We start from the raw sequence: 24,357 nt of genomic DNA, 5'->3' as shown, positions 1-24,357 counted from the left end.
CTCCCCTTACTTCCGTTTTCGCAGCGTTTCCAGCCTCTTCTGCAATTCCGGAAAATCCTGAATGGACTGCCCTTTGGAAGCGTCCGGCGCTGCCTTTTCCTGCGACAACTGCCATTCCACCGAAGCTGGCAGCTTGTCTTGCAAAATCGCCCGGCCGTTTCGTCTGACCGGAGTTGGTTCCTTCTTCGCTGTTTTTGCTTTTTCGCCGGACTGCGCCCGTTGCTCGGAGCGCTCCACGATTTGCTTCACCGCTTCATCGACAGTGGCAATCCGCTTCGCCTTCCAACTGTCGCGAATCGTCTCCATGTACGCTTTCGGCAGCTCCATCTGCATGCTGGCGAGCGTGTGCAAAAGCAGCGCGTTCACGACTTCCGGCGACATGCCATCTGCGAACACCAACGTCTCGGCGCGTTCCAGATACACCTTGCTCACGCGGCCGCCCACGACCTTTTCCAACAGCGCCAGCGGGGAAAGCAGCCGGCAGGCGCGCACAAACGCTTCGCTGCCCGGTTCAGGCAACTTGCCCGGCCCCCAGTCGTCATCTGGCGTAGCCAAAGCCGCATCGCTGCGATACAGCTTGCCTTCCGTGTAGCGCTGCATGAGCCGCTTGCGAAGCACCTCTCCGTCCAGGCTCCGGTCCGCCTTGTACAGCGTCCAGTCGCGCAGCTCCTGCCCCATGCCCCAGCTATCCAACTGATAAAAATGGCAGAGCGAAAACAACAGCTCCATGCTTTTGCCTTCCAGCACTTTGGCGGCATCGGCGTTGTCCGGCAAGTACAGCCGCAAAGACGACACGCTCAGCGAATGGTTCACCTGTGCTTCGAAGCCGGACTTCATCTCGGCCTGCGGGAAGTTTGTCTCCATCTCGGTCAAAAAGCGCTCGCGCTCCGAGCCTTTTTTCACTTCCAGCTCCGACGGTTTCAACGATTGGAAAACTTCGTGAAAATCTTTGGTGATATTTTCTACCTGCGAATATTCCTCTGCCAGCTTGCTGCCCAAGGCATCGGCATACTGCTGCCGCAACTGGGAGTAGCGGACGTTTTCGATTTTGTTGAGCAGCATCAATGAAAGCACGTAGTCCGCGAAAAACTCTCCGGGCGCAAGCGGCGGTTTCAGCAAATATTCGTAGTAATAATCGCGCTGCTGGTTTTCCCGGCGGCGCACTTCGACAAGTCCGATGGCCTCCAGGCGTTCACGCGCATCCAGCAAACGATCCAGGGACAGCGAAGAGGCGAGCATGAGACTGCGATGGGTTCCCTCCGCAGAGGCCCCGCTCGCTTCCTGCACACTGTGGACAAGCATTTGGTAGAGGGCGTACGATTCGACGCCAATGATCGGCAAGTACAACTGCGTGACAAACCCCATTTCCGAAAAGCTGAGAGGTCTTGCCAGCCGCACCAGGTAACGATCTTTTGGCAACAATTCGTTCCAGACTAAACGGCGCATCAGATCTTTCCTTCCTGACAAAATTCGATTCTATTATTATAGCATGGCAAACGGATGTGCGTAGAAAAATAACTGGAAAGCAAAATAGCCCCGGCGAAATTCGCAAGAGCGTGAGGAGAGTCCTATCGGTTATCTATCTCTTAATCATTCGGCAACGAAGACTGGCTGCCCCTCGCCTGTGCCAGAAGCTCCTCCAGCTCTTTCATGAATACATTGATATCTTTGAATTGGCGATAAACAGAGGCAAAACGGACGTAAGCGACTTCATCGACGTGGTACAAACGCTCCATGACCTTTTCCCCGACATCGTTGCTCGGGATTTCCGCCTGGCCGCAGCTACGCAGCTCTTTTTCAATGTCGTTCACCACATTTTCCAGCACTTCCAACGGAACAGGTCGCTTCTCGCAGGCGCGCACCAGACCGCGCAACACCTTTTCGCGGCTGAACTCCTCGCGGGTGCCATCCTTTTTCACGATCAAGAGCGGCGTTTCCTCGACCATTTCAAATGTAGTAAAACGACGTTCGCACGATTCGCATTCCCGGCGGCGACGGATTGATTTATTATGGTTAAAGGGGCGCGAATCCAGGACTTTAGTGCCATTGTATTCACAAAATGGACAACGCATATCAGAATCAACTCCAATACTGACAATACATGTCTACAGTGTCCCTCATATTCCAGTCAGAAGTCAAGTCAATCCTTGTACCTATTTAAAGCATAAGTCGAATGGAGTACAATATGGGTACTGTTGGAGGGATTGGAATGCGTTTAGTTTCTTTAAGACAAGCCCAGCCGGGAATGAAGCTCGGCCGTACTGTTTTCACCGAAGATGGAAAAGTGCTGCTTGGCGTCGGTATGCAGTTGACAGAGCGCTTGATATCCGGACTTCAACGATCCGGTGTCGACTCCGTTTACATTGATGATCCACGCACGGAAGACATCGTAGTGGAGGACGTCATTCGTCCGCAGACCAGACAAGTTGCCGTGGAAGTCATTGAAAAAACGATCAAGCAGATCACCAACTCGAACAAGCTGGCCCGCAAAATCTCCCTGAAAGAAATGGGCCTGCATTTTCAACGGGCTTTCAGCTCCATTCTGGACGACCTGATGCAAAACAAGCAGATGGTCGGTCACCTGACCACGATCTCTTCCCATTCTCCATCCCTGTACCATCATTCGGTCAACGTGGCAGTGCTCGCGACGGCAGTCGGCATGTCGCTCGGCTACAACCGGACCCAACTGATGAACCTGGGCATCGGGGCCATGCTGCACGATATCGGCAAGGTCAGTTTGCCGGAGGAGCTTTTGCAGAAAAAAGAGCGCTGGAATGCAGAAGAACAGGAGCTGGCGAAGCAGCATGCGACGCTCGGCTTTGACCTGCTTCGCAAGCAGCACGACATTTCCTTGTTGTCTGCCCACGTCTGTTTGCAGCACCACGAACGGCTGAACGGGAGCGGCTATCCCCAGGGCCTGGTCGGGAAGCAGATTCATGAATTCGCCCAGATTGTCGGTCTTTGCGATATTTATGACTCATTGACCTCTCCGCGTCCCTGGCGCAAGCGCTACATGCCCCAGGATGCTGTCGAATACTTGCTCGGCTCTGGCGGTCATCTTTTCGAGCATCATCTGGTGAACGCCTTTATCAAGCACATCGCGATTTTCCCGATCGGAAGCAGCGTCGTCCTCAATACGGGCGAGACAGGGGTAGTCAGTCGCGTTGACCCGGACTATTCCCATCGGCCGACGATCCGCGTCTTGAAAGACGGGCGCGGCAACGATGTCATCGCTCCCTATGATCTCGACCTGAAAGAAAACATCAAGCTGTTTATCGTCGGCTTCGAAGACGATCAATTGTTTAACATCAGCGGCTTGTCTGAATCTTCTTCTTCGTGAATGGAAATGATAGCGAAAACAATTTGGCTTCGCCCTTTTGACGGCGTAGCCTTTTTTTTGCGGGGAGGGGCAAGCATGACAAAAAGCCCTTTGCCGCTTCGTTTGAAACGGGCAAAGGGCTTGCTCAGTCGAGCTTAGTTGACACCAGCCGCCGCTGCTTCTTTGGCAGTTGCCTGGTTGTGCATTTCCGATACGTGGCGCACGAGGTCTACGACGCGGCAGGAGTAGCCCCACTCGTTGTCGTACCAAGCGATTACTTTTACCTGGTTGGTTCCCATGACCATCGTGGACAGACCGTCGACGATCGAGGAGTTGTCGTTGCCGTTGAAGTCGCTGGATACGAGCGGCTCGTCGCAAAACTCAAGGTAGCCTTTCATGCTGCCTTCGCTTGCTTCGCGCAGCACGCGGTTCACTTCTTCTACGGTTACAGGCTTTTTCGTGTTGATTACCAGGTCCACAACCGATACATTCGGGGTAGGGACACGCAGCGCAAAGCCGTTCAGCTTGCCATTCAGCTCAGGCAATACTTTGCCTACCGCGCGAGCAGCGCCCGTAGTAGTCGGGATGATGGACTCGCCAGCCGCGCGCGCACGGCGCAGGTCTTTGTGCGGGTTGTCGATGTTCACCTGATCGTTTGTGATCGAGTGAATGGTTGTCATCAAGCCTTGCTCGATGCCGAACGCATCGTTGAGCACTTTTGCCACCGGAGCCAGGCAGTTGGTGGTGCAGGAAGCGTTGGACACGATATGGTGATTCGCATGGTCGTAGATGGAATCGTTTACGCCCATGACGATCGTTGCGTCTTCTTCCTTGGCTGGAGCCGTGATGACCACTTTTTTCGCTCCGCTTTGCAGGTGCTTGCCAGCGCCTTCGCGATCCTTGAATTTTCCAGTCGCTTCCACGACGATTTCCACACCCAATTCGCCCCAAGGCAGCTTGAGCGGGTCGCGGTCGGAAAGGACAACTGTCGCTTTGCCATCTACAATGATTTTGTTGTCTTGTACTTCCACTTTATTTTGCAGGCGTCCATGAATCGTGTCGTATTTCAGCAAGTGTGCAAGCGTCTCCGCAGGATAGCTGGCGTTGATCGCTACGATTTCAATGTTGGGGTCCTGGATAGCGCGGCGGAATACCATGCGCCCAATACGGCCGAAACCATTAATACCAATTTTGATTGTCATAAATAGAAACCCCTTTCGCAATTAAGTTACACTGATCCGTTACTTTCATTATAATAAGTATAACACAATTATCAATGTGTTTTACTGAAAAATAAATATTTGGACGATTTTCCCCTCCTATTTTTTGTACCCGCGCAAAGATAAAAGCCGCTCTCCTGCAAGAGAAACGGCTTTTACCTCAACTGGAAGTCATATATGCGCTTGTAACGGTCATGATAATAGAGGACTCGCTGCACATATTGGCGCGTCTCTCCGAACGGAATGTCTTCAATCGTTTCGCGGTGCCCGCTCCACTGTTGGCTTTCCAGCCAGCCGTTCACTTTTCCCGGTCCGGCATTGTAGGCCGCGATGACCTTGATGAGATCGCCCTCGTAGCGGTTCAGCAAAAAGTTCAGGTACCACGTCCCGATCTCGATGTTCATGACGGGATCGTACAAGTACTGCTCGTCTTGCGGACGGAATTTGGCCTGGCTGACGATCCACTCCGCCGTATCCGGCATGATCTGCATCAGGCCGACCGCTCCTTTTTTCGAGACGCGGTCTGTTTTGAAGCCGCTCTCGGAACGGATGACGGCCAAAATCAGATAAGGGTCTACATTGTATTTGATCGCTGCTGTCACGATTTCCTGCTGATACTTGATGGGGTACATCCATTTCCAAACCAAAGGCGTGCCTTGCAGCAAAAAAACGCTCATCAGAACGAGCAGAATGAATGCTGCGCGTTTGCCTGGTCTCATGAGCGCTGCTCCGACCTGATTGCGGCGAGAAGCGCTTCCACCTGCCGCTCAGTCTCTTCGCGGGAAAAGGAGTTGTCGATCAAAAAGTCGGCTTCCAGCTTCTTCTGCTCAATCGGAAACTGGGCGCGCAACCGCTTTTTCGCCTGCTCTTCTTCCAGTTCGTCCCGCTCGATCATCCGCGCAAGCTGCATGTCGTACGGCGCGTAAACCACGACAATTTTCTCGACCATATGCTGCAGCTTGCTTTCAAACAACAGCGGAATGTCCATGAACACGATGTCAGCCCCGTTTGCCTCGGCTGCTTCCGCCTCTTCCCGCATCACTCGCCGTACCTCGGGATGGACGATGGCGTTCAGCTTTTGACGCTCGGACTCGTCTGAAAACACGATCTCCCCAAGCCCTTTTCGGTCAATTTGACCGTCTTCCAACAGGATGTCTCTTCCGAAATGACGCACAATCGCTTCATACGCCGGCTTGCCCGGCTCCACGACCTCTCTGGCGATCTGGTCCGCGTCAATGACCGGAATCCCGCGCTCTCTCAGCATGCCGGTCACTGTGCTCTTGCCAGTGGCAATCCCGCCCGTCAATCCTAAGATCATGCCCATCCTCCTCCCTCGGCAAAAAGTTTACTTTTTCTGGCACACTGGGCAAATGTGGGTTCCTCTGCCCCCCACCACAAAGCGGACAATCTCGGCTCCGCAGCGGACACAAGGCTCATTTTTTCGCCCGTAGACCATGAGCGATTGCTGGAACATCCCCATTTCGCCCTGCCCGTTCACGTAGGACTTGATGGAGCTGCCCCCTTGCTCGACTGCTTCGGACAAGGTAGCGACGATGCTTTCATGCAGTCGGTCGACCTCTTTGCGAGTCAATTTGCCTGCCGGCTTCTCGGGGTGAATCCCTGCCTTAAACAGTGACTCGTCCACATAAATATTCCCCAGTCCTACAATACATTCCTGGTTCAACAGGAGCGGTTTAATTTTTGTTGGCCTGCCTGCGAGCAGCTTGCGCAGGACGTCGGGAGTAAAGCTTTCCTCCAGCGGCTCTACCCCCAGCTTGGCCAGCGGTCCTGTAGCCGTCTCCTGGCCTTTTGGAAAAAGGTCCATCGTCCCGAACTGGCGCACGTCCCGGTAGCGCAGCTCGGTCTGGTCCGTGAAGTGAAACACGACGTGCGTATGCTTCTCCACAGGCTCGTCTGCCTGGTACAGCCCGTATCTTCCTTCCATCCGCAGATGGGAAATGAGCACGTCCTGATCCATGAAAAATTGAATGAACTTGGCCCGCCGCGCGATCTCCTGGATCGTCTGGCCCGCAAGCTGGGCCTTGAACGCTTCCACGTCATCCGGCTGGCGAACGATCCGGGGCAGATGGACACTGACCCGTTCAATCGTTTTTCCCAGCACCAGACTGCGCAATGTGCGGACGACGGTTTCTACCTCTGGCAACTCCGGCATATGCCTCCTCCTCTCGCTGACTGCATTCTCTCTTTTTTGGTTTGGCGGCCTGCCTACTTGGCGTCGTACCAGCTTCGCCCGTCGCTCACGTCCACTTTGAGCGGAACGTCGAGCGCAAGCGCCCCTTCCATGACTTCCGGCACGAGCTTGCGCATGATCGCAAGTTCGTTTTCCGGCACTTCAAACACGAGCTCATCGTGCACCTGCAAAAGCATCCGGCTGGACAGCCCTTTTTGCTCTAGGCTCTCCTGCATGCGAATCATCGCCAGCTTGATGACGTCGGCAGCCGTCCCTTGAATCGGCGTGTTCATCGCTGTGCGCTCCGCGAAGGAACGCAGGTTGAAGTTGCTGCTGCGAATGTCGGGCAAGTAGCGGCGACGGTGCAACAACGTCGTCACGTAGCCGTCCTGCTTGGCCTGCTGGACAATCTCGTCCATCCAGCGCTTCACACCGGAGAAGACGGCGAAGTAGCGCTCGATGAACTCGGCGGCTTCCTTGCGGGTGATGTTCAAGTTTTGCGACAAGCCGTAGTCGCTGATGCCGTAGACGATGCCGAAGTTGACCGCTTTGGCCTGGCGGCGCATCAAGGAAGTCACTTCGCCCTCGCTCACACCGAATACGTCCATCGCAGTGCGCGTATGAATGTCCATCCCTTTCCGGAACGCGTCGATCAAGTTTTCGTCGCCGGAAATGTGGGCCAAAATCCGCAGCTCGATCTGCGAGTAGTCCGCTGCCAGCATGTACCAGCCGTCCTCGGACGGGATGAACGCCTCGCGAATTTTGCGGCCTTCCTCCATGCGAATCGGGATGTTCTGCAAGTTTGGTTCCGTGCTGGACAGACGTCCTGTAGCCGTGGTCGCCTGGTTGTACAAGGTGTGCACCTTGCTCGTCTTCGTATGAATTTCTTTTGTCAGCCCTTCAATGTACGTCGAGCGCAACTTGCCGAGCTGACGGAAGTTCAGGATCGCGTCGATGATCGGATGGTACGGAGCCAGCTTCTCCAGCACGTCTGCACTGGTCGAAGGGCCAGTCTTCGTCTTTTTGATGACAGGCAAGGCCAGCTTGTCGAACAAAATTTCGCCCAGTTGTTTAGGCGAGTTGATGTTGAACGGCCCGCCAGCCAGGTCGTAAATCTGTGTGGTTAAATCGGCCAGCTTTTTGTCCAGCTCCTCGCCCATTTGCACGAGACGCTCGCTGTTGACCTTGACCCCTTGTTTTTCCATGCGCGCCAGCACCATGCTGAGCGGCGCTTCCAGATCGCGGAGCAGCTCCACCATTTCGTTTTCCGCCAACTGCTCGCGAAGTACCGGCACGCTCTGCCAAATCGCCGCAGCCTTGTGCGCCACATGTTCGCAGAGCACGTCCATTTCCGGCACGAGGCGCTTGGCCCCTTTTCCGTACACCTCTTCGTCAGACAGCACCCGCACCTGGGCGTACTGGGAAGCGATGCTGTCGAGCGTCGGATTGCTCTCCGAGGCGTTGAGCAGGTAGGAAGCGAGGTAGACGTCAAAGCTGATCCCGTTTGCCTCCAGCCCATGCCATGCCAGCCCTACCGTGTCGCGTTTTCCGTCAAACGCCCACTTTTCCTTGGCAGGGTCGGCCAGCCACGCACAGAACGCCTTCCACTCCCGCGCTACATCCCACGGTACGAAAAGCACGGTTCCTTCCGCTGCCAGTCCGAAGCCAAGAATCGGAGCATGGTGGTAGTTCTCGCCGTCCATTTCGATGTACAAGGCCATCGGGGAGGTCAGCTTGTCTGCGTACTTGTCCGCGTTTTCCTCTGTGACTACTTCAAATTCAAAAGGCTTTGCAGAAGTCTCCTGTCCGCTTCCTTCTGCGGGCTGTGCCACCTTGATTTTGGAGAGCAGCGACTTGAACTCCATCTTTTTGAAAAAGTCGCTGACGAGCGCTCCGTCGTAGCCGCCGTAGGCCGTCTCGTGCACGTCCAGCTCGACCGGAGCTTCGCGCAAAATCGTCGCCAACGCCTTGCTCATGTTGGCCTTGTCCACATTTTCGCGCAAGTTTTCCTGCAGCTTCTTGCCGGAGATGCGGTCGATGTTTTCCAGCACCTTCTCGACAGAGCCGTATTCGTGCAATAGCTTCAGGGCCGTCTTCTCGCCGACGCCGGGCACGCCCGGAATATTGTCGGACGAATCGCCCATCAAGCCTTTCAAATCAATGATTTGCAGCGGCGCAAGGCCGTATTTTTCCTGAATTTCCTGCGGGGTGTACAACTCGATTTCACTGACGCCTTTGCGGGTCAGCGCGACCGATACGTGATCGGACACGAGTTGGAGCATATCCTTGTCCCCGGTAATGACGGTTGTTTTCCAGGCCTGTGCATCTGCATGCCTGGTCAACGTGCCAATAATGTCGTCCGCCTCGTAGCCTTCCAGTTCAAAATGCTTGATGGAAAAGGCGTCAAGCAGTTCCCGGATGAGCGGAAACTGTTCGGACAGCTCCGGCGGCGTTTTGCTGCGCCCGCCTTTGTACTCGGCGTACTCGCTGTGGCGGAAGACGACTTTTCCCGCGTCAAACGCAACCATAATATGCGTTGGCTTCATTTCCTCCAGCACGCGAAGCAACATCGTGGTAAAACCGAGGACTGCGTTCGTGTGCAGTCCGGCTGACGTGGACAACAAAGGGAGCGCATAAAACGCCCGGTTGGCTACGCTGTTTCCGTCAATCAACACAAAATGACTCAAGGAATCCGACCCCTCTCGTGGCAAAACTACTATCTTTTATCGTAACATAGGGCGATCGCCTAAGCCAAGCCGCAGATACTGCGGGTAAACACCGGCGCGGTTGAACAGACTATGAAAAAAATGGACAAGGAAGGCGATCATATGTATTTGCTGAAAAGATTTCCGCTCGTGCTTGCCGCCCTGATTTCCTGCTTCACTTTTTCGTGGACTGCGGCCGCAGGCGACACCGCTCCCCCCGCACAGCCAAAACCGAAGCACTTGGTAGCGTTTGTCATCGACGACTTCGGCAACAACATGGCAGGAACAGAGGAAATGCTGAATTTGCCCGTGCCGCTGACTGTCGCGGTCATGCCGTTTATGCCAAGCACGAAGCAGGACGCGGAGCTTGCCCACAAAAAAGGGCACGACGTGTTCGTCCACATGCCGATGGAGCCTGTCAAGGGCAAACGCTCGTGGCTCGGGCCAGGTGCCATTACGACCGATCTGTCCGATGAAGAAATTCGCCAGCGGGTCGAAAAAGCGATTGACGACGTGCCGCACGCCATCGGGATGAACAACCATATGGGCTCCAAGGTGACGGCTGACGAGCGCATCATGCGAATTATCATGAGTGTCGTCAAAAAGCGCGGCCTCATATACCTGGACAGCAAAACGACAGACAAGAGCGTGGCCGGCAAAATCGCCGAGGAGATGGGCGTACCGCACGCGGAAAACCAGATTTTTCTCGACGACGTCTACTCTGTTCCGCACATCACCAAGCAGATGGAGAAAATATGCAAGCTGATCGGCAACCACCCGCTCTGCATCGCGATCGGGCACGTCGGGCCTCCGGGCAAAAAAACAGCCTCCGTTCTGCGCCAGTACATCCCGCGGATTCAGAAGGAGGCCGAATTTGTCACGATTTCACAGCTTATTCATCAAGTCGGCCATTGATCTGCTGGATCAATGGCTCTTGCCACCAGCTTTCTTCTGCGAACGTCTCCATTTTCAGATTTCCTGTCAAGGTCACGTATTCGCTCACGGCTTCTCTGATGGCCTGGGCGATTTTTTCTTGTGACGCAGGAGTGGTCAGCATTTCACGGTCAGAAGCGTTGCTGATAAACCCCATCTCCACGATGACCGACGGACAGTAGCTGTGACGCAGCATGTAGTACGTCTTGCCCTTGACCGGCTTGTCGTTTGTGTTCGCCAGCCGGTTCAGCGAGCTTTGCAGCAGATCGGCCAGCATAAAGCTCTGTTCATTGCTCTGGTAGAGCACGACTGGCCCGCGGCGGCGCGAATCGCTCGACCAGTTCACGTGCAGGCTCAGCATCATTTGCGGCACGATTTCCTTCGCCAAATTTTTGCGCTGGGCGAGGTCGCGAATATGCCGGGAGCGATTGCCCAGCCAGCGGTTGTCGTCGCTCAGCGCGATATCCTCATAGCGATTCAACGCTACGCTGTACCCTGCCTTGGTCAGTTGCTCGTATAGGCGCTTGGCAATTTGCAGATTGATGTCTTTTTCATGCAGATTGCCGTAAGAGGTGCCGGAGTCCACCCCTCCGTGGCCGACGTCGATCAGGATGTGGATGGGGGTCAGCGGGATCGCTTCTGTTCGCGCAGGCATGCACACGAGCAAAAGCAACAACACAACGATGCGGAAAAAGGAATGTAGGTATCTCATGCCTGTAGGATTGCCTGATTGAAAAAAAACCTTTCAGGCAACTGGGTAAGCATAACATTGTGAATTTTTCAGGCGAACGGTACAATAGAAAACATCGTGACTTGTAGCTGACATAAGAAGGTGTACACATGAATCAACCATTGGAAAAGCCGCTGTTTCCCCCGTACTTGGCACTGCTCATCGGGGTGATCGCCATCTCCTCGTCCGCGATTTTCGTCAAGCTGTCCAGCGCGCCTGCGCCGATTATCGCCACGTATCGGCTGATTTTTTCCGTCGTCCTGACGCTTCCGTTTTTGCTCTGGAATCGCGGCGCTCTCGCGGAGATCGGAAACATGAGCAGAAAAGTGTGGCTACTCTGTCTATTGTCCGGCGCATTTTTGGCCAGCCATTTTCTGTTGTGGTTCGAATCGTTGAACTACACGTCTGTAGCCAGCTCAACCGTGCTGGTAACGTTGCAGCCCTTATTCGCCTTTATCGGCGGTTACTTCTTTTTCGGGGAGCGCGTGCGGCTGCTCGCACTCTCGGGCGGATTGCTCGCCATCGCAGGCAGCTTCGTCATTGGCTGGGGAGATTTTCAGGTCGGCGGCATGGCTCTTTTCGGCGACGCGCTCGCCTTGCTCGGCGCGGTGACCGTCACCGGCTACTGGCTGGTCGGCCAGTACGTCCGCCAGCACATGTCTTCGTTTACCTACACACTGGTCGTCTACACGGCGACGAGCGTGATTCTGGTCGCCTACGATCTCGTTCTCGGCTATCCGCTGGTCGGCTACCCTGCACAGGACTGGGGCTGGTTTTTCTGCCTCGCGCTGTTCCCGACCTTGCTCGGCCACTCGATTTTCAACTGGGTCATCAAATGGTTGAACACGACCACGATTTCCATGGGCATTCTGGGGGAACCGATCGGAACCGCCATCCTGGCTTACTTCATTCTGGGAGAAGTCGTCACCGTGCCGCAATGGGTCGGCGGACTGATTATCATCGCCGGTATTTATTTGTTTATTCGCTATAACCAACCAGCAAAAGGAGTGTCTTTAGGTGAACAAGCACCCCCAACCCCGAAAAAGCTTGCGTGAATTTGTGAAAGGCCTGAATGTCTGGGCCAAGATTGGCTGGACGGTTTTGCTTGGTTATATTGTGGGGAGGATTGTGTACTGGTTGTGGAAAGTTTCGTCTTAGGGGATTGCCTTGATCGGTACTTTTGGTGAGGCGAGGAAAGAGGCGAAATCGCTGTAGCTTCTTGGAATCCCTGCTGGGAAGCTTCACTGCATGGCTCCGTGGAAAAAGCGAAACCGCGTCCAAAGTGGTCCATTCAAGGAAGATCGAACAACAGAAACAGCTCGCAGAGGAAACAGGAGAAACAAGCGAAGGTCTTTGGGACTCCTGCCCAGCTTCCCCGCCAGAGGCCCCAAGCACCTGCAGCGGTTTCTCCTGTTTCCTCCCTCCGCTACAGCCACGATCCACGCCATTCTTCCAAGCAGTAAGCCCCAGCACAAAAGCCGGAACAAGCACGCAACAATATAAAAGTAGGGTCACTCCCGCATCCTGACATGAGGCTTGCAGAAGTGACCCTTTCGCTTTTTCGTTTAGGCAGCCGCCTTTTGCTGCTCGGGCGCCTGTGGATTTTTCTTAGGTTTTTTATGCAAAAAGTACAAGAGTGGAATCGACAGCGCAATCGGGATTACGGAGACGAGGAAGGTGTCCCCGATTCCTTGCACCAGCGCTTCCTTCGCCATCATCCCGTACAGGATCGTGCTGGCCCCGCCTGCGGCGCTCGCTGCATCTACCCCTGCCTGCGCGTACAAGCCGGAGATGCCGCTGATAAACTGCGTCGCCATATCCGTATTGAGATTGTCTGCGATCGACGCCATGTGGAAATTTTGGCGCGCCTGCATGATAACCGTCAAAATCGCAATTGCAAACGAGCTCATCACCTGACGCAGCACGTTGGAGAGCGGCGAAGCGTCCCCTACGCTCGTGCGCGGCACGGCGTTCATCCCGACTGTGGACAGCGTCATCATGCACAGCCCGATGCCGACGCCACGGATGGTCAAAATCATGTCCATCCAGGAGTGCATGCTGTCTGCCGCGAGATTGTGCAGCTCATAAGTCGTAACCGTCATGATCGTCAGCCCGACCAGCCCGATCGGGCCGATGCCGTATTTGTCCATCAGCTTGCCGCTGATCGGCATCATGACCGCCATCGCGACAGATTGCGGCATCAGCAAAATCCCCGACTCCATGGCCGTCATCCCCTGGATGTTTTGCAGGAAGATCGGCATCAGGAAGATCCCGCCCATCATCCCCATCATGACGAAGCCCGAAGTCAAGATACTGATCGAAAATACCGGGATTTTCAGCAGCCGCAGATCCAAGAGCGGCTGTTCTTTTCCCAGCTCCACCCAGACGAACAGCGCCAGGCTCATGATCGCCACGAAGAACAGGCTGACGATGAAAAAGGACGTCCATCCCTCTGCCTGCCCTTTGCTGAAGGCGAGCAGAAGTGCGCCAAAGCCGACAATCGCCAGGAAAGCCCCGAGGTAGTCGAACTTCAGCTCCGGCTTTTTCGGCGTTTCCTTGAGCAGCACCATACTCATGATAACGGCGAAAATCCCGAACGGAACACCGATCAAAAACAAAAACTGCCAGCTTAAAAATTCGATGAGGTACCCGCCCAATGTCGGACCGAGCGCGGGCGCCGTCATCGAGGCAATCCCGAAAATCCCCAGCGCCATCCCGATCTTTTCGCGCGGGACGATCATGTAAATCATCGACATTCCGATCGGCATAATCATCCCGCCACTCACGCCCTGCACGACGCGAAAGGCGATCAGCGAAGCATCGCTCCAGGCGAGCGCGCAGAGGACGGAGGAGATCGTAAAGGCCGCAAGCGACAGGACGAATATTTTTTTCGCCCCGAACTTGGCCGACAGCGAACCGCTCATCGGAATCATGACGGCGTTTGCCAGCATGTAGCCCGTCAAAACCCATTGCATGGTCTCCGTCGTGGAGCCGAAAATACTGACCATGGTGGGCAGGGCAACGTTAATTAAACTGTTATTCAAAATCGCAACGAAGGTTCCCGAGAGGATCGCGACCAGTGACAGCCACATGCCGCCACTGCCGCTTTTGTCCTCCCGCTGTGCCACCGCTTCCGCCATGCCATCACCCCCGTTAGTTTGCGAATACCTTGGTGCCCTCGGACAATTTGTCTGTCGGATTCAGCACGATCTGATCGTTGTCTTTCACACCTTGGGTTACTGTTGTCCACTCACCGCTGGCGCTGTCTACAGACACTTCCACCTGATGGACGACGTCGTTGTCCACGGTGTAAATGTAATGCTTGTTATCTTTTTCCAGAACAGCCGAGCTTGGCACTTTCATTCCCTGGCTCGCCTGACCTTGCAGCACGACCTCCGCTACCATCCCTGCGCGCAGCAGTCCTTCCTGGTTGCTCACTTTGACCTTGATCGGGAACGAGCTGCTGTTGGCGTCAGAAACCGGGGAGACGAACTCGACAGTTCCTTTCAGAACCTTGCCGCCCAGACTGCCTACTTTGACGTCAACCGTAGAGCCTACTTTGACATTGTTGATCTGATCCTGGGAGACGCTCGCCTCCACCTTCACGTCAGACATGTTCACCAGCACCAGAAGCGGCGAGCCTGCTGCCGCCATCTCGCCCGGATCAATCGAGCGCTTCGCGACGATTCCGCTGATTGGCGCGCGAATGATCGTGTTGTCATAGCTGCTTTTCGCCAGTTCCAGGCCGGAATTGAGACGGCTTACTTCCGCTTGCAGGGCTGCGACCGTATCCGCAGTCGGACCCGCTTTCGCCAGATCGTACTGCGCCTGTGCCTGCTCCAGACCAGTACGCGCCTTTTCCAAATCGAGCGAAACTTTTTCCAATTCCGCCTGGGACAGCGCTCCTGCGTCAAACAAAGCTTTCATCCGGTTGTAGTTGCTCTCTGCTACTTTCAAACCTGCCTGCGCTTGCGTCACGACGCTTGCCAACTGTGTGAGCTGCTCGTTGCGCGCGCCTGCTTTTGTGTCGCGCAGCTTTGCGTTTGCTCCGGCAATCGCGGCCTGTGCCTGGTTGATTTGCTGCTGGTAATCGGCTGCTTCCAGCGTCACCAGGACATCGCCTGCCTTGACGACAGAGCCTTCCTTCGCGTTGACGCTCGCCACTTTGCCCGATACTTTGGAGACGACCTGAATCTCGTCCGAAGCGGCAATTTTCCCGCTCGCAATCAGGCCGGATTGCGAGGACGTCACCTTCCACGTCTTTACAACCGGGATGCTTTCCTCTCCTGTCGAAGCAGAAGACGTATCACTACAGCCTGCGGTAATGAGCGAAATTGCCATCAGCACAGCCGCGATCGATTTCCATTGAGCTGTCTTTTTCATGCCAGATTACATCTCCTTCACTTGCACTTTGATCTCGGCGTTCAAACCGGCAGCCAAATGTAGACCTGCTGTGTCGTCAATGGCAATTTTAATCGGAATCCGCTGGGTGACCTTTGTGAAGTTCCCGCTAGTGTTTACGGCTGGCATCAAGGAAAACGTGGAGTTGGTTGCTTTGCCGATCTCCATCAGATGGCCAGTCAGCTTTTTGCCCGGGTAGGCATCCAGCGTAAATTCTACCTTTTGTCCCAGTTTCAGTCGCCCGATCTCGGTTTCTTCCAGGTTGGCGGAGATGTACAGCTTGCTCTCGTCAATCACCAGCGCAACGGATTGTCCTGTGGAAACAATCTCGCCTTCCTTCGCCTGCGTTTTGATGACCGTGCCAGTGATCGGGGAACGCAGCACGCTGTTTTCCAAAAGGTTTGTCGCGATGTTGGTCGTGTCTTGCTGCCCGACGATCTGGTCGGCTACGACTGTGTCGCCTTCTTTGACAGTGAGGGCAGTCAGCTTGCCTGTCATTTTGGGCATGACCCGATAAATGTCCCCTGCCACTCTGGCATCCTGCGTCGTTACGTAATGTTCACCCTGATACCAGTAGTAGTAACCGATGCCCCCGCCCCCTACAACGAACAGGAGCAAAATGACATACAATACCAGTTTTCGCTTCATGGTTTCTCCTCAGCTTTCTCTCTCTTCTAGTTTCGCAATCAACGTTTCCATCGAGTAAATAATGCCGTCCAGGTCTTCATCCGAAAAACCGTGGAAAATCCGCTTGTAAAATTCCTCTGAAAAAAGGTCCACCTTGGCAAACAGTTCTGTAATCTTCTCCGTTTTCCGAATCCAGACGACACGGCGGTCTTTGTCGTCGCGGACACGCTCGACCAACTGCTCTCTCTCCAGCCGGTCAATGATGCCGGAAACGGTACTGTACGACAGATCGACAGCTTTGCTTAGCTGGCCGATCGTCTTGGGATCGCAATGAATTTGCCGGATGACCATCAACTGAGGAACGGTCAAGCCGTACTTGCTCAGCTCCTTCGTAGCCATCGTCGCAAACGTCTTGTTCAGACGCTTCAGCAATTCCCGTATATGCAAAGGCTTGTTCATGATGCACTCCTTTCCTACCTAATATTTCGGACACGAAATTTTTATCACAGGAAACACTATACGACTTTTTTGATTCCGTGGCAACTATTTCTTTAGGTTAAATTTTAACTAGGTAATTGTAAACGCTACCTTGCCAACCACGCTGGCGAAGCCTTCCGTTTTTCGCTCTCCATACAAAAAAACCAACATGCCCATGCAGTTCAAGGCAATGTTGGTTCTGTGATGGCCTCAGGGCTTGCAGGCCCTTCCTCCGGCGTATTTTGGCGCACGCTCGGCACGTGGCGCGGCTCGTATTCGATCTCGGGAAAAGAGTTCACAGTCACGTACATCGTCCCGTTTCCAGCGATGGCGCGGATCATGACCGGGTATGCATACTTGTTCTGAAAGACAAAATCCGGGCCGTGCCAGCTCACGGTCGCATCCCGGCCAGGGGGCACATAGGCGACGTTCCTGCTGTGGGAATAGCGCTGCATAATATGCAAGCCCGCCTTGTCGACCGCATTGAACAAGGTCGAGGACACTTGGCAAATCCCGCCTCCGATCCCTTCGGAAAGCTCTCCCCTGACGATGATGGGCGCTTGCAGGTAGCCTTTTTCCTTCGTCCTTTGGCCAACTACTTTATTGAAGGAAAAAATTTCTCCCGGCAACACGACGTAGTTGTTGAGCGCCTGTGAAGCGAGCCTGATGTTGTGAGAGCGGTTTTTGTTCCGCGAATTGAAATAGGTGGCATACTGCCCGATCACTTTTTTCCGAACTTGGCTGAGGAGAGCCTTGTCCACCTTTGGATACACTTCCTGGTAGGAGACTTGCATGGTCGCAGCGCCCTGCCCGTAGTAATACTGGTAAAACCGCTCCAAAAAAGCAGCCTCGTCCAGCTTGCGGCCTTTTTTCTCGGGAACGATGGCGCCGTGCGCATTAATCGTCGCATTGATCGGCGCTACATACGCTTCTTTGGCTACTGCGTCTATCAATTTTTGCAAACGGTAGTCATCCGCGACAGGGACACCGTCAACAGGCAAGGTATAATCCGCTCGGTCCAGGATGGCTACCGTTTTGTCTCCCACCTCGACGTGCAAAAAGTTGGTCGGATCGAGGGGATTGGCTAGCAAAAGCAAAGCCAGAGTCAAAGCAAAACCCATCCGGCCACTCACCTCCTTCCTGTAGTATGAGTAGCCGAACGGGTTTCATGCGGTCATGCGCTGTGTCTTTATCCCATCCGCGCCAGTCTGCTCATGATCGCCTGGGCGACCGCTTTGAGCCTGGACTGGTCCGCAGCCTCGCTGTACAGATTGTTCAATTGATCGCGCAGTTCTTTGGCAGCGAGCAAGGACGCCGTAGCTTCCTTGATTTTTTGCGTGTAGCGAGCCTTGATGTCGGCAAGCTCCTCCTGGTACTTCTCGTCGGTGCCAGGAGCGATGGCCCGCGTGTACATGTCGATGACTTCGTCTGTCTCCTTGCTGGGGAAGTATTCGTGCGGGGCGGTGCTGTCGAAAATAGACAGCCCTTTTTCCGGCACGATCACCATATCCAGGCTGTGCGGGTCCAGCCCGCAATGGTACACCTCCACGTCGTAGCCGCGGTTTTCCGCTTCGACTACCAGCTTTTTCAGCATGGTCGACTTGCCTGATCCCGGTCTTCCTTTGATGAAGTAGCGCTTCTGCAACGAGTCTGTCAGCTTCATGATGTGATCGACAGGCCCATGCGGCGTGGCGGCCCCCAGGTACATTCTGCGCACCCGTGCCTTTTTGCCAAGCTTTTCCTCGCCAAAAAACAGCGCGATTACTTCTTCCGTAACGCGGTTGGCTTCCTCGCGGTTCAAGTTTTCAATGTACGGCGCTTCCCATTCATCGTGAATGCGCAGCGCTTCCCCGAACGACTGATAAGCGGCTTCGCTCTTGGCAAAAATCTCCTCGTACCACGCCGCGATTTGTTTTTTGTAAGGGGCCAGTTGTTCGATGCCGACCGCCGTTTGCAAATTGACCTGGATTTCCGTCACACCGGGCGCAGCAGGTCGCCAGATGCGAGGATAGCTGCCGTCCATAATGGCGACCCTCCACTCGTGAAAAACAACGCCGTCGTATTGCCCGTTCACAAACGGAGAGTGAATCCACTCCACCTGATTCGTCTTGCGCGACATCTCCTTGCCGATGGCTTCGATGAGCGGGGACGTGACTCCCTCCACGACTCCTGACAGGATGTAGACGCGCTCCAGCCCTTGCAGGACCGAATCGTAAAACGTTTTGTATCCTCGCGCCGTGTTGCCTGCGGCGTATATGTGGCGTACTTGTTTTGCCATGCCATTCCCTCCCGTACTTCTTTTGCTGATAATGGGGTTGAATCGTTGTATTGTATGCAGCCAGAAGGAAATAGGCGTCTGTCATGAGCGGAAAAAGCCGCTGCAAGCTTGAGACGGCTCGCAGCGGCTTTTTGGCGTTTGTGGCTTTTTGCTCCGGCAAGACGTTCTCGCCCGGGCTTATTTGTTCAGGTCGGTCATTTTGCCTGTGGACATGTAGATGATCCATTCGCAAATATTCGTGACGTGATCGGCAATCCGCTCCAAATATTGCGCCACCAGCAAAAGATGCGTCCCTTGGGAAATCGCGCTGCCGTTTTTGGTCATGACTTCGATCAAGTCACGGAAAATCGTTGCAAACAGCTTGTCGACGATATCGTCGCGAGCGGCGATCTCTTCTGCCGCTTCCTTGTTGCGGGCGATATAGGCATTCAGGCAATCTCGCACCATCGCTTTTACATGATCGGCCATCAACGGGATGTCAATCAGCGGCTTGATATACGGTTCAGCCATCAGGCGGCGTGTCGTTTTGGCGATGGAGACCGCATGATCGCCCATCCGCTCCAGGTCCGTCACCAGCTTCAGCATCGTTCCCAGACGGCGCAGGTCACTCCCTACCGGCTGCTGCAAAGCGATCAGGCGGAAGCATTCGCTCTGTATCTCCTGCTCCAGCTCGTTGATGACCGGATCGGCGGCAATGACCTGCTCTGCAAGCTGAACATCCCGCTCCACCAAACTTTTAATCGATTTATGAATGGCTTCTTCCACCAATGTGCCCATGGACATGAGCTTGCGATGCAATACGTCCAACTGCTCTTCGAAAGCGTGCCGCGACATGTTCCTCGTCCCCCTTCATTTGTCTGACACGACAAATAGTACAAGGGGATTGTATTGCACGGGTAAAGCTACTATTTTGTTTGTGTAAATATTTCAGCCGAGCGGCAAAGTGACGGTAAAGGTGGTGCCTTTTCCTTCCACACTCTCTACCCCGATCTGGCCGTGCAAGTTGTCGACGAGGTGTTTGACAATCGCAAGGCCCAGCCCCGTTCCGCCGGAGTCGCGGCTGCGCGCCTTGTCGACACGGTAAAAGCGCTCGAAAATGCGCGTGAGGTCTTTTTCCGGGATACCTATGCCCGTATCGGAAACCTGAATCGTCACGTGTTCGTCGTCTGCTTCTGTCCTGATCGTGATCTCTCCGCCTTCCGGAGTGTAGGCGATCGCGTTGGTCAAAAGGTTCAGGACGATTTGCTGGAGACAATCTTTGTCTGTCATCAACCAAATGTCCGGCTGGCTGTCCGGCAGCGTCACCTTCAACTGCTTTCTCTGCGCCTGGTCGTGCATGATCGCCGCTGCCGAGCGGATCAGCTCCTGCACATGCACGCGGCTGAGATGCAGGGGAATCCGCTTCTGTTCGATTTTGGACAAGTCCAAAATGTCGCGGATCATCCGGTACAGCCGTTCGCTCTCATCCGAAATAATTTGCAGGAAATTGCGGCACGTTTCCTCGTCCTGCATCGCCCCTTCCAAAAGCGTCTCTGTAAACCCTTTGATGGAAGTAATCGGCGTCCGCAGCTCGTGCGAGACGTTGGCGACAAAGTCGCTGCGCATCTTTTCCAGGCGGCGAATGTCGGTGATGTCGTGCAGCACGACGACGACGCCTCGCGATTCCCCTTTAAAATTGATGTACGGGGCAAAATTGACGTCGAGCACGCGCTCCTGCGGATAGTAAATGTGGATCTCCTGCCGGAACTTCTCGCTTTTGTCCAGGCATCTGTCAATGTATTGGGACAGGCCAAAGCTTTTGCCTGCCTCGATGTGCAGCTTGCCTACCAGCTCGTGTCCGGCTGTTCCGAGCAGCTTTTCCACGGCGGGGTTGACGAGCATGATTCTGCGCTGCTCCGAGATGAAAATGACCCCGCTCGTCATGTTGGTCAGCACCCCGGCGAGCCGCTGCTGGTTCTCGGAGATTTCGTACATTTGCTGTTCCAGGCTGGACGCCATGAAATTGATGGCGCCGGCGAGCTGGCCGATCTCGTCCTTGGCCTTGATCCGTACCCGGCTCTCGTACTGGCGCTGGGTAATGTTGCGGGCGACTCGCGTAATTTCCTCGATGGGACGAATAATCGAAAAGGAGATGCGCGACACCACAATCGAGCCGACGACAAGCGTCACCAGCAAGCCTGTCAGCAGGCTGTACCACATGTTGTGGATCGTGTCCGTAATGTCTTTCATCGACATGGCCGAGCGGACGGCACCGACGATGTTCGTCCCCTGCTCGACGGGCACGGCTACGTACATCATGTCATAGCCCAGCGTCTCGCTAAAGCGGCGGGAAATGCCGGTCTCTCCATTGAGCGCCGCGAGCATTTCCGGCCTGTCGTGGTGGTTCTCCATCTCATCGGCATGGGAGGAGTTGTCGTACAGCACCTCGCCTTCCAGGTTGATGATGGTCAGGCGGACTTCGTCGGATGGCGCCACCTGGAGGACGCGATCCGCGAGCATCTCCTGATTGTCAAAAACGGTCGGGAAGCGGACAGCCTGGGCAACCAGCTTGGACTCGCGGGACAAAAGCTCATGCAGCGATTGCAGGTAGGAATTTTCCAATACCTTCGCAAAGTACATCCCCATCAACAGGAGGACCAATGAGATTAATCCCAGAATGGTGAAGGTGAGTTTGATACGAAAGCGAGTCAAGGTCGTGCCTCCCGTTTGTTATCCTTCCAGTTTGTATCCCAAGCCGCGAACGGTTTTGATGTAGCGCGGGTTTTTCGTGTCTTCCTCCAGCTTTTCCCGCAGGTGGCTGACATGCACGTCCACGATCCGGGAGTCCCCGATAAAGTCGTAGTTCCAGACGGCGTTCAGCAGTTGGTCGCGGGTGAGCACGCGCCCCTGGTGGCTGGCGAGGTAGTTGAGCAGTTCGAATTCTTTTGGAGTCAGCTCTACCTTTGTATCTTTGCAAAAGACTTCGTATTTTTCCGGGTAGATGCGGATGTCGCCAAACTGGAGCACGACATCTTCCGGCGCAACCGCCGCTTCCGGGGTTGCCTGAATGCGGCGGAGAATGGCTTTTACGCGGGCGATTACTTCGCGCGGGCTGAACGGCTTGGTCAAATAGTCGTCAGCGCCCAGCTCCAGACCTAATATTTTATCCAGCTCATCGTCTTTTGCGGTCAACATGAGGATTGGCGTGTTAATGCGCTCCTGGCGCAATGTTTTACAGACGTCCATGCCGTCCATTTTGGGCAGCATCAAGTCGAGAATGATGAAATCGGGCTGCTCGCTTTTCACCATGTCGAGCGCCTGTCTGCCGTCAAAGGCGGTCACTACCTGGAAACCCGATTTTTCCAGATTGAATTGCAGCAGCTTCACGATGGAAGCTTCGTCATCCACTACCAAAACCTTAATCATTTTATCCGTTTCCCCCTACCAATGCGATGCTGCAGATTAATTGTTTTCAGACCTTCGTCCTCTGGTTTGTTTCTTCTCTCTACACCTCTCAGTCTGCCAATGCTGAAACCGGAAGACAAGTAATTTTTTTGTAAAAGTGTTTGGAGGCTGGCTGTGGTGGGTGTGGCTTGGGCGTTCCGTTGGTTCTTTGGAGTAGTATGCCTCGAATGAGGGGTGGGCATCAGGAAGGGGATGTTAGGCTTCGGGGGGTGTTTTGAAAGGCCCCTTGGTCGTAGGGCCTTTTGCTCGTAGCTTTGGCTTCGGCTCGTCCCGGTAATTTTGAAAGCCCTTGATCGCAGCTTTAGCTTCGGTTCGTCCCGGTGTGTTTTTTGAAAGCCCCTTGATCGTAGCTTTCGTGGCGGCGAGGAAAGAGGAGAAATCGCTGGAGCTTCTTGGGATCCCCGCTGGAAGCACTACTGCCCGGTTCCAGGGAAAAATGAAACCGCGTCCAAAGTGGTTTATTCAGGATGTGTCTCAGAGTGGACGCTTAAAAGCGTGTTTCGTTTTTTCCCTTCCACCTCGGTCGGGATCCCAAAGAGCTTTCGCGTATTTCTCCTCTTTCCTCGTCAGGGGCTAATGATGTTGATGGGAGTTTTAAAAATCTTACAAGCCTTTCGGGGCAACCCATAGAGGTAGTTGCAGAGCCCGGGCTTAAAAGATTATAACAGCCAAATGTTTGTACACCCCTAATAATGAAGATTTGACCATATAAGAAAATTATGGTATTATATGTAAAATTCAAAGGCCGGGGAGTTGATTAATTGAGAAGTATATTTTTACATATCATTTTAGCCTGCCTGTTGCTTACTGCCGGATGTGTAAATGATAACTCCTTTGCAGGCAATAACGAGCAGAATCTAAAAATTGGAGTGATCGGGCAGCCTCCTGTGGTCAACGAAAATATTGATTTCATCGAAACAACTCTTGAATCACTAATTAATGCATCGGATACAGAGTTTCACGCATTATTTATCATGCCAGAGTGCCTAGAGGAAGCTTCCAAACCTCAATTTGCCAGGCTTTATAAAAGTCTGAAATACCCTGTTTTCTTTATCGGATCAACCAAATCATATTACCCGTTCATAGAAGAAAGTCTAACATATTCTACTGCTCCCTCAACGAGCTCCGGTATGTTTGCAACTGGATTTATCAATGAAGACGGGCAATATAAAATATTTGAATATGGCCTGGAAAATGATGAAAAGACAGAAAAAAATCTCAAACTAATGTACACCAATATTTTTAAGACAATTTCAAACGAATTCATCTCAAAGAAAACGAACTAAACAATTTCTCCGAACAGCAAAAAGGGGCTCTCTGGTCATTCTCTTGACTTGAAGATTGCCCCTTTGAATGTATGCAGTTATTTAATTCCCAGTAACAGAGAGATACTGATATCCGCTATAGAAGTATCGGTAATGATTTGATGCATTTGCAACACTAAAAGTAGCTTTAAATACCGGGGTGTCTATGCCGGTTTGAAAATTTAGAGTAGTTGATCCATTATCATAAAAATCACCGTTTACAAGATACTCAATACCTTGTTGATTATTTTTTACCCACGCTTGTACATCACCTGAAAATTGCTTGCTCACCCCGTGATACCTATCTAATCCGGCATATCTAATGTCAGAAACCCAACCGAAACTACCGTCTCTGCACTTATTTACAATAGCAATAAATCTTGGTTTATATGTTCCTGAAACTGATAATCGCTGAGACACTTCACTGTATGAGCATGTTGCACTTAAAGCTTTTAAGCTCTTTTGTGTTTTAGGTTGTTCTTTTTTTACTTCCTCTAACGACCTACCGCTATATTTTGCAATACGTTGCATTGCTTCCTCGTAGGTAAGGTCTTCAACAACAACCTCCCCTGTTTCTACTGTTGCATTGTTGCCTTTGGCAGAAGCAACAAGATTACCAAGGCTCAATACGACTAAAAACATCGTTAATACAACAAGAAATGGCTTTTTCATGTTTCCTCCTTAATTTATTTAATTTCATCAAGTACATTATTCTACAAATTATTATA

General features: G+C 53.4%; 22 protein-coding genes. 4 read left to right on the top strand and 18 right to left on the bottom strand.

Features of this window, described 5'->3' with window-relative positions:
- Positions 1–6: 6 nt before the first annotated feature.
- Together AC3WJN_RS22125 and nrdR are read right to left on the bottom strand one after the other, a co-directional pair.
- A complete protein-coding gene (locus AC3WJN_RS22125) occupies positions 7–1,446 on the bottom strand; it encodes a replication initiation and membrane attachment family protein (RefSeq protein ID WP_005833878.1) in 1,440 nt (479 codons plus the stop codon).
- 140 nt (positions 1,447–1,586) lie between these two features.
- Positions 1,587–2,072 (bottom strand): transcriptional regulator NrdR, encoded by a 486-nt coding sequence (gene nrdR, locus AC3WJN_RS22120; protein ID WP_007784772.1) that lies wholly within the window; start codon positions 2,070–2,072, stop codon positions 1,587–1,589.
- 137 nt (positions 2,073–2,209) lie between these two features.
- On the opposite strand from nrdR, the gene AC3WJN_RS22115 reads away from it, so the two are divergent.
- Positions 2,210–3,340 (top strand): HD-GYP domain-containing protein, encoded by a 1,131-nt coding sequence (locus tag AC3WJN_RS22115; protein ID WP_007784773.1) that lies wholly within the window; start codon positions 2,210–2,212, stop codon positions 3,338–3,340.
- Between the two features lie 134 nt (positions 3,341–3,474).
- On the opposite strand, the gene AC3WJN_RS22110 is transcribed toward AC3WJN_RS22115, so the two are convergent.
- From AC3WJN_RS22110 to polA, 5 genes are all read right to left on the bottom strand, one after another.
- Positions 3,475–4,521, bottom strand: coding sequence for a glyceraldehyde-3-phosphate dehydrogenase (locus AC3WJN_RS22110; protein ID WP_005833872.1), 1,047 nt, complete (start codon positions 4,519–4,521; stop codon positions 3,475–3,477).
- Between the two features lie 173 nt (positions 4,522–4,694).
- Positions 4,695–5,258 carry a lytic transglycosylase domain-containing protein gene (locus AC3WJN_RS22105; protein ID WP_005833870.1) on the bottom strand — a complete coding sequence of 188 codons (564 nt, stop codon included), beginning with the start codon at positions 5,256–5,258 and terminating at the stop codon, positions 4,695–4,697.
- A complete protein-coding gene (gene coaE / locus AC3WJN_RS22100; protein WP_005833868.1) occupies positions 5,255–5,857 on the bottom strand; it encodes a dephospho-CoA kinase in 603 nt (200 codons plus the stop codon). The genes AC3WJN_RS22105 and coaE overlap by 4 nt, the downstream gene beginning before the upstream one ends.
- A 27-nt stretch (positions 5,858–5,884) precedes the next feature.
- A complete protein-coding gene (mutM, locus tag AC3WJN_RS22095; RefSeq protein WP_005833866.1) occupies positions 5,885–6,712 on the bottom strand; it encodes a DNA-formamidopyrimidine glycosylase in 828 nt (275 codons plus the stop codon).
- Between the two features lie 53 nt (positions 6,713–6,765).
- Positions 6,766–9,417: a DNA polymerase I gene (polA, locus tag AC3WJN_RS22090; protein WP_005833864.1), complete on the bottom strand. Its 2,652-nt coding sequence runs from the start codon at positions 9,415–9,417 to the stop codon at positions 6,766–6,768.
- A 111-nt stretch (positions 9,418–9,528) separates the two neighbouring features.
- Here polA and AC3WJN_RS22085 point away from each other — a divergent pair, with 111 nt between their 5' ends.
- Positions 9,529–10,350, top strand: coding sequence for a divergent polysaccharide deacetylase family protein (locus AC3WJN_RS22085; protein ID WP_005833862.1), 822 nt, complete (start codon positions 9,529–9,531; stop codon positions 10,348–10,350).
- On the opposite strand, the gene AC3WJN_RS22080 is transcribed toward AC3WJN_RS22085, so the two are convergent.
- On the bottom strand, positions 10,328–11,080 hold the full coding sequence (locus tag AC3WJN_RS22080; RefSeq protein WP_005833860.1) for an N-acetylmuramoyl-L-alanine amidase family protein: 753 nt from the start codon (positions 11,078–11,080) through the stop codon (positions 10,328–10,330). The two genes, AC3WJN_RS22085 and AC3WJN_RS22080, sit on opposite strands and share 23 nt — an antisense overlap.
- Before the next feature lie 128 nt (positions 11,081–11,208).
- On the opposite strand from AC3WJN_RS22080, the gene AC3WJN_RS22075 reads away from it, so the two are divergent.
- Positions 11,209–12,153, top strand: coding sequence for a DMT family transporter (locus AC3WJN_RS22075; RefSeq protein WP_005833858.1), 945 nt, complete (start codon positions 11,209–11,211; stop codon positions 12,151–12,153).
- Between the two features lie 510 nt (positions 12,154–12,663).
- On the opposite strand, the gene AC3WJN_RS22070 is transcribed toward AC3WJN_RS22075, so the two are convergent.
- The 9 genes from AC3WJN_RS22070 to AC3WJN_RS22030 form a co-directional block, all read right to left on the bottom strand.
- On the bottom strand, positions 12,664–14,238 hold the full coding sequence (locus AC3WJN_RS22070) for a DHA2 family efflux MFS transporter permease subunit (protein WP_007784781.1): 1,575 nt from the start codon (positions 14,236–14,238) through the stop codon (positions 12,664–12,666).
- A 13-nt stretch (positions 14,239–14,251) separates the two neighbouring features.
- Positions 14,252–15,481, bottom strand: a complete 1,230-nt coding sequence (locus AC3WJN_RS22065; RefSeq protein ID WP_007784783.1) for an efflux RND transporter periplasmic adaptor subunit — start codon at positions 15,479–15,481, stop codon at positions 14,252–14,254.
- A 6-nt stretch (positions 15,482–15,487) separates the two neighbouring features.
- Entirely contained in the window at positions 15,488–16,147 is a 660-nt protein-coding gene (locus AC3WJN_RS22060; protein WP_007784784.1) for an efflux RND transporter periplasmic adaptor subunit, read from the bottom strand.
- 9 nt (positions 16,148–16,156) lie between these two features.
- Entirely contained in the window at positions 16,157–16,585 is a 429-nt protein-coding gene (locus AC3WJN_RS22055; RefSeq protein ID WP_005833849.1) for a MarR family winged helix-turn-helix transcriptional regulator, read from the bottom strand.
- Positions 16,586–16,785: 200 nt separating this feature from the next.
- Positions 16,786–17,724, bottom strand: coding sequence for a VanW family protein (locus tag AC3WJN_RS22050; protein ID WP_007784785.1), 939 nt, complete (start codon positions 17,722–17,724; stop codon positions 16,786–16,788).
- Positions 17,725–17,792: 68 nt separating this feature from the next.
- The gene (locus AC3WJN_RS22045) at positions 17,793–18,881 is read right to left on the bottom strand and encodes a PRK06851 family protein (protein WP_007784787.1); all 1,089 of its coding nucleotides are present in this window, start codon (positions 18,879–18,881) and stop codon (positions 17,793–17,795) included.
- Between the two features lie 177 nt (positions 18,882–19,058).
- A complete protein-coding gene (phoU, locus tag AC3WJN_RS22040; RefSeq protein WP_005833842.1) occupies positions 19,059–19,715 on the bottom strand; it encodes a phosphate signaling complex protein PhoU in 657 nt (218 codons plus the stop codon).
- 93 nt (positions 19,716–19,808) lie between these two features.
- On the bottom strand, positions 19,809–21,572 hold the full coding sequence (gene pnpS, locus AC3WJN_RS22035; protein ID WP_007784790.1) for a two-component system histidine kinase PnpS: 1,764 nt from the start codon (positions 21,570–21,572) through the stop codon (positions 19,809–19,811).
- An 18-nt stretch (positions 21,573–21,590) separates the two neighbouring features.
- Entirely contained in the window at positions 21,591–22,286 is a 696-nt protein-coding gene (locus tag AC3WJN_RS22030; RefSeq protein ID WP_005833838.1) for a response regulator transcription factor, read from the bottom strand.
- 800 nt (positions 22,287–23,086) lie between these two features.
- Here AC3WJN_RS22030 and AC3WJN_RS22025 point away from each other — a divergent pair.
- Complete coding sequence (locus tag AC3WJN_RS22025; RefSeq protein ID WP_005834754.1) at positions 23,087–23,611, top strand: hypothetical protein; 525 nt, start codon at positions 23,087–23,089, stop codon at positions 23,609–23,611.
- Between the two features lie 81 nt (positions 23,612–23,692).
- On the opposite strand, the gene AC3WJN_RS22020 is transcribed toward AC3WJN_RS22025, so the two are convergent.
- The gene (locus tag AC3WJN_RS22020; protein ID WP_005834756.1) at positions 23,693–24,301 is read right to left on the bottom strand and encodes a hypothetical protein; all 609 of its coding nucleotides are present in this window, start codon (positions 24,299–24,301) and stop codon (positions 23,693–23,695) included.
- Between the last annotated feature and the right edge of the window lie 56 nt (positions 24,302–24,357).

It is taken from the genome of Brevibacillus sp. FW306-2-1A-C05A, from assembly GCF_058781555.1.
Note: the sequence above shows the minus strand (reverse complement) of the source record. Positions and strands in the feature narration are given on the sequence as shown.

Excerpts from the sequence above, each read along its gene's own strand:
- AC3WJN_RS22125 (WP_005833878.1), bottom strand. The coding sequence starts at position 1,446 with ATGCGCCGTTTAGTCTGGAACGAATTGTTGCCAAAAGATCGTTACCTG.
- nrdR (WP_007784772.1), bottom strand. The coding sequence starts at position 2,072 with ATGCGTTGTCCATTTTGTGAATACAATGGCACTAAAGTCCTGGATTCG.
- AC3WJN_RS22115 (WP_007784773.1), top strand. The coding sequence starts at position 2,210 with ATGCGTTTAGTTTCTTTAAGACAAGCCCAGCCGGGAATGAAGCTCGGC.
- AC3WJN_RS22110 (WP_005833872.1), bottom strand. The coding sequence starts at position 4,521 with ATGACAATCAAAATTGGTATTAATGGTTTCGGCCGTATTGGGCGCATG.
- AC3WJN_RS22105 (WP_005833870.1), bottom strand. The coding sequence starts at position 5,258 with ATGAGACCAGGCAAACGCGCAGCATTCATTCTGCTCGTTCTGATGAGC.
- coaE (WP_005833868.1), bottom strand. The coding sequence starts at position 5,857 with ATGATCTTAGGATTGACGGGCGGGATTGCCACTGGCAAGAGCACAGTG.
- mutM (WP_005833866.1), bottom strand. The coding sequence starts at position 6,712 with ATGCCGGAGTTGCCAGAGGTAGAAACCGTCGTCCGCACATTGCGCAGT.
- AC3WJN_RS22085 (WP_005833862.1), top strand. The coding sequence starts at position 9,529 with ATGAAAAAAATGGACAAGGAAGGCGATCATATGTATTTGCTGAAAAGA.
- AC3WJN_RS22080 (WP_005833860.1), bottom strand. The coding sequence starts at position 11,080 with ATGAGATACCTACATTCCTTTTTCCGCATCGTTGTGTTGTTGCTTTTG.
- AC3WJN_RS22075 (WP_005833858.1), top strand. The coding sequence starts at position 11,209 with ATGAATCAACCATTGGAAAAGCCGCTGTTTCCCCCGTACTTGGCACTG.
- AC3WJN_RS22070 (WP_007784781.1), bottom strand. The coding sequence starts at position 14,238 with ATGGCGGAAGCGGTGGCACAGCGGGAGGACAAAAGCGGCAGTGGCGGC.
- AC3WJN_RS22065 (WP_007784783.1), bottom strand. The coding sequence starts at position 15,481 with ATGAAAAAGACAGCTCAATGGAAATCGATCGCGGCTGTGCTGATGGCA.
- AC3WJN_RS22060 (WP_007784784.1), bottom strand. The coding sequence starts at position 16,147 with ATGAAGCGAAAACTGGTATTGTATGTCATTTTGCTCCTGTTCGTTGTA.
- AC3WJN_RS22055 (WP_005833849.1), bottom strand. The coding sequence starts at position 16,585 with ATGAACAAGCCTTTGCATATACGGGAATTGCTGAAGCGTCTGAACAAG.
- AC3WJN_RS22050 (WP_007784785.1), bottom strand. The coding sequence starts at position 17,724 with ATGGGTTTTGCTTTGACTCTGGCTTTGCTTTTGCTAGCCAATCCCCTC.
- AC3WJN_RS22045 (WP_007784787.1), bottom strand. The coding sequence starts at position 18,881 with ATGGCAAAACAAGTACGCCACATATACGCCGCAGGCAACACGGCGCGA.
- phoU (WP_005833842.1), bottom strand. The coding sequence starts at position 19,715 with ATGTCGCGGCACGCTTTCGAAGAGCAGTTGGACGTATTGCATCGCAAG.
- AC3WJN_RS22030 (WP_005833838.1), bottom strand. The coding sequence starts at position 22,286 with ATGATTAAGGTTTTGGTAGTGGATGACGAAGCTTCCATCGTGAAGCTG.
- AC3WJN_RS22020 (WP_005834756.1), bottom strand. The coding sequence starts at position 24,301 with ATGAAAAAGCCATTTCTTGTTGTATTAACGATGTTTTTAGTCGTATTG.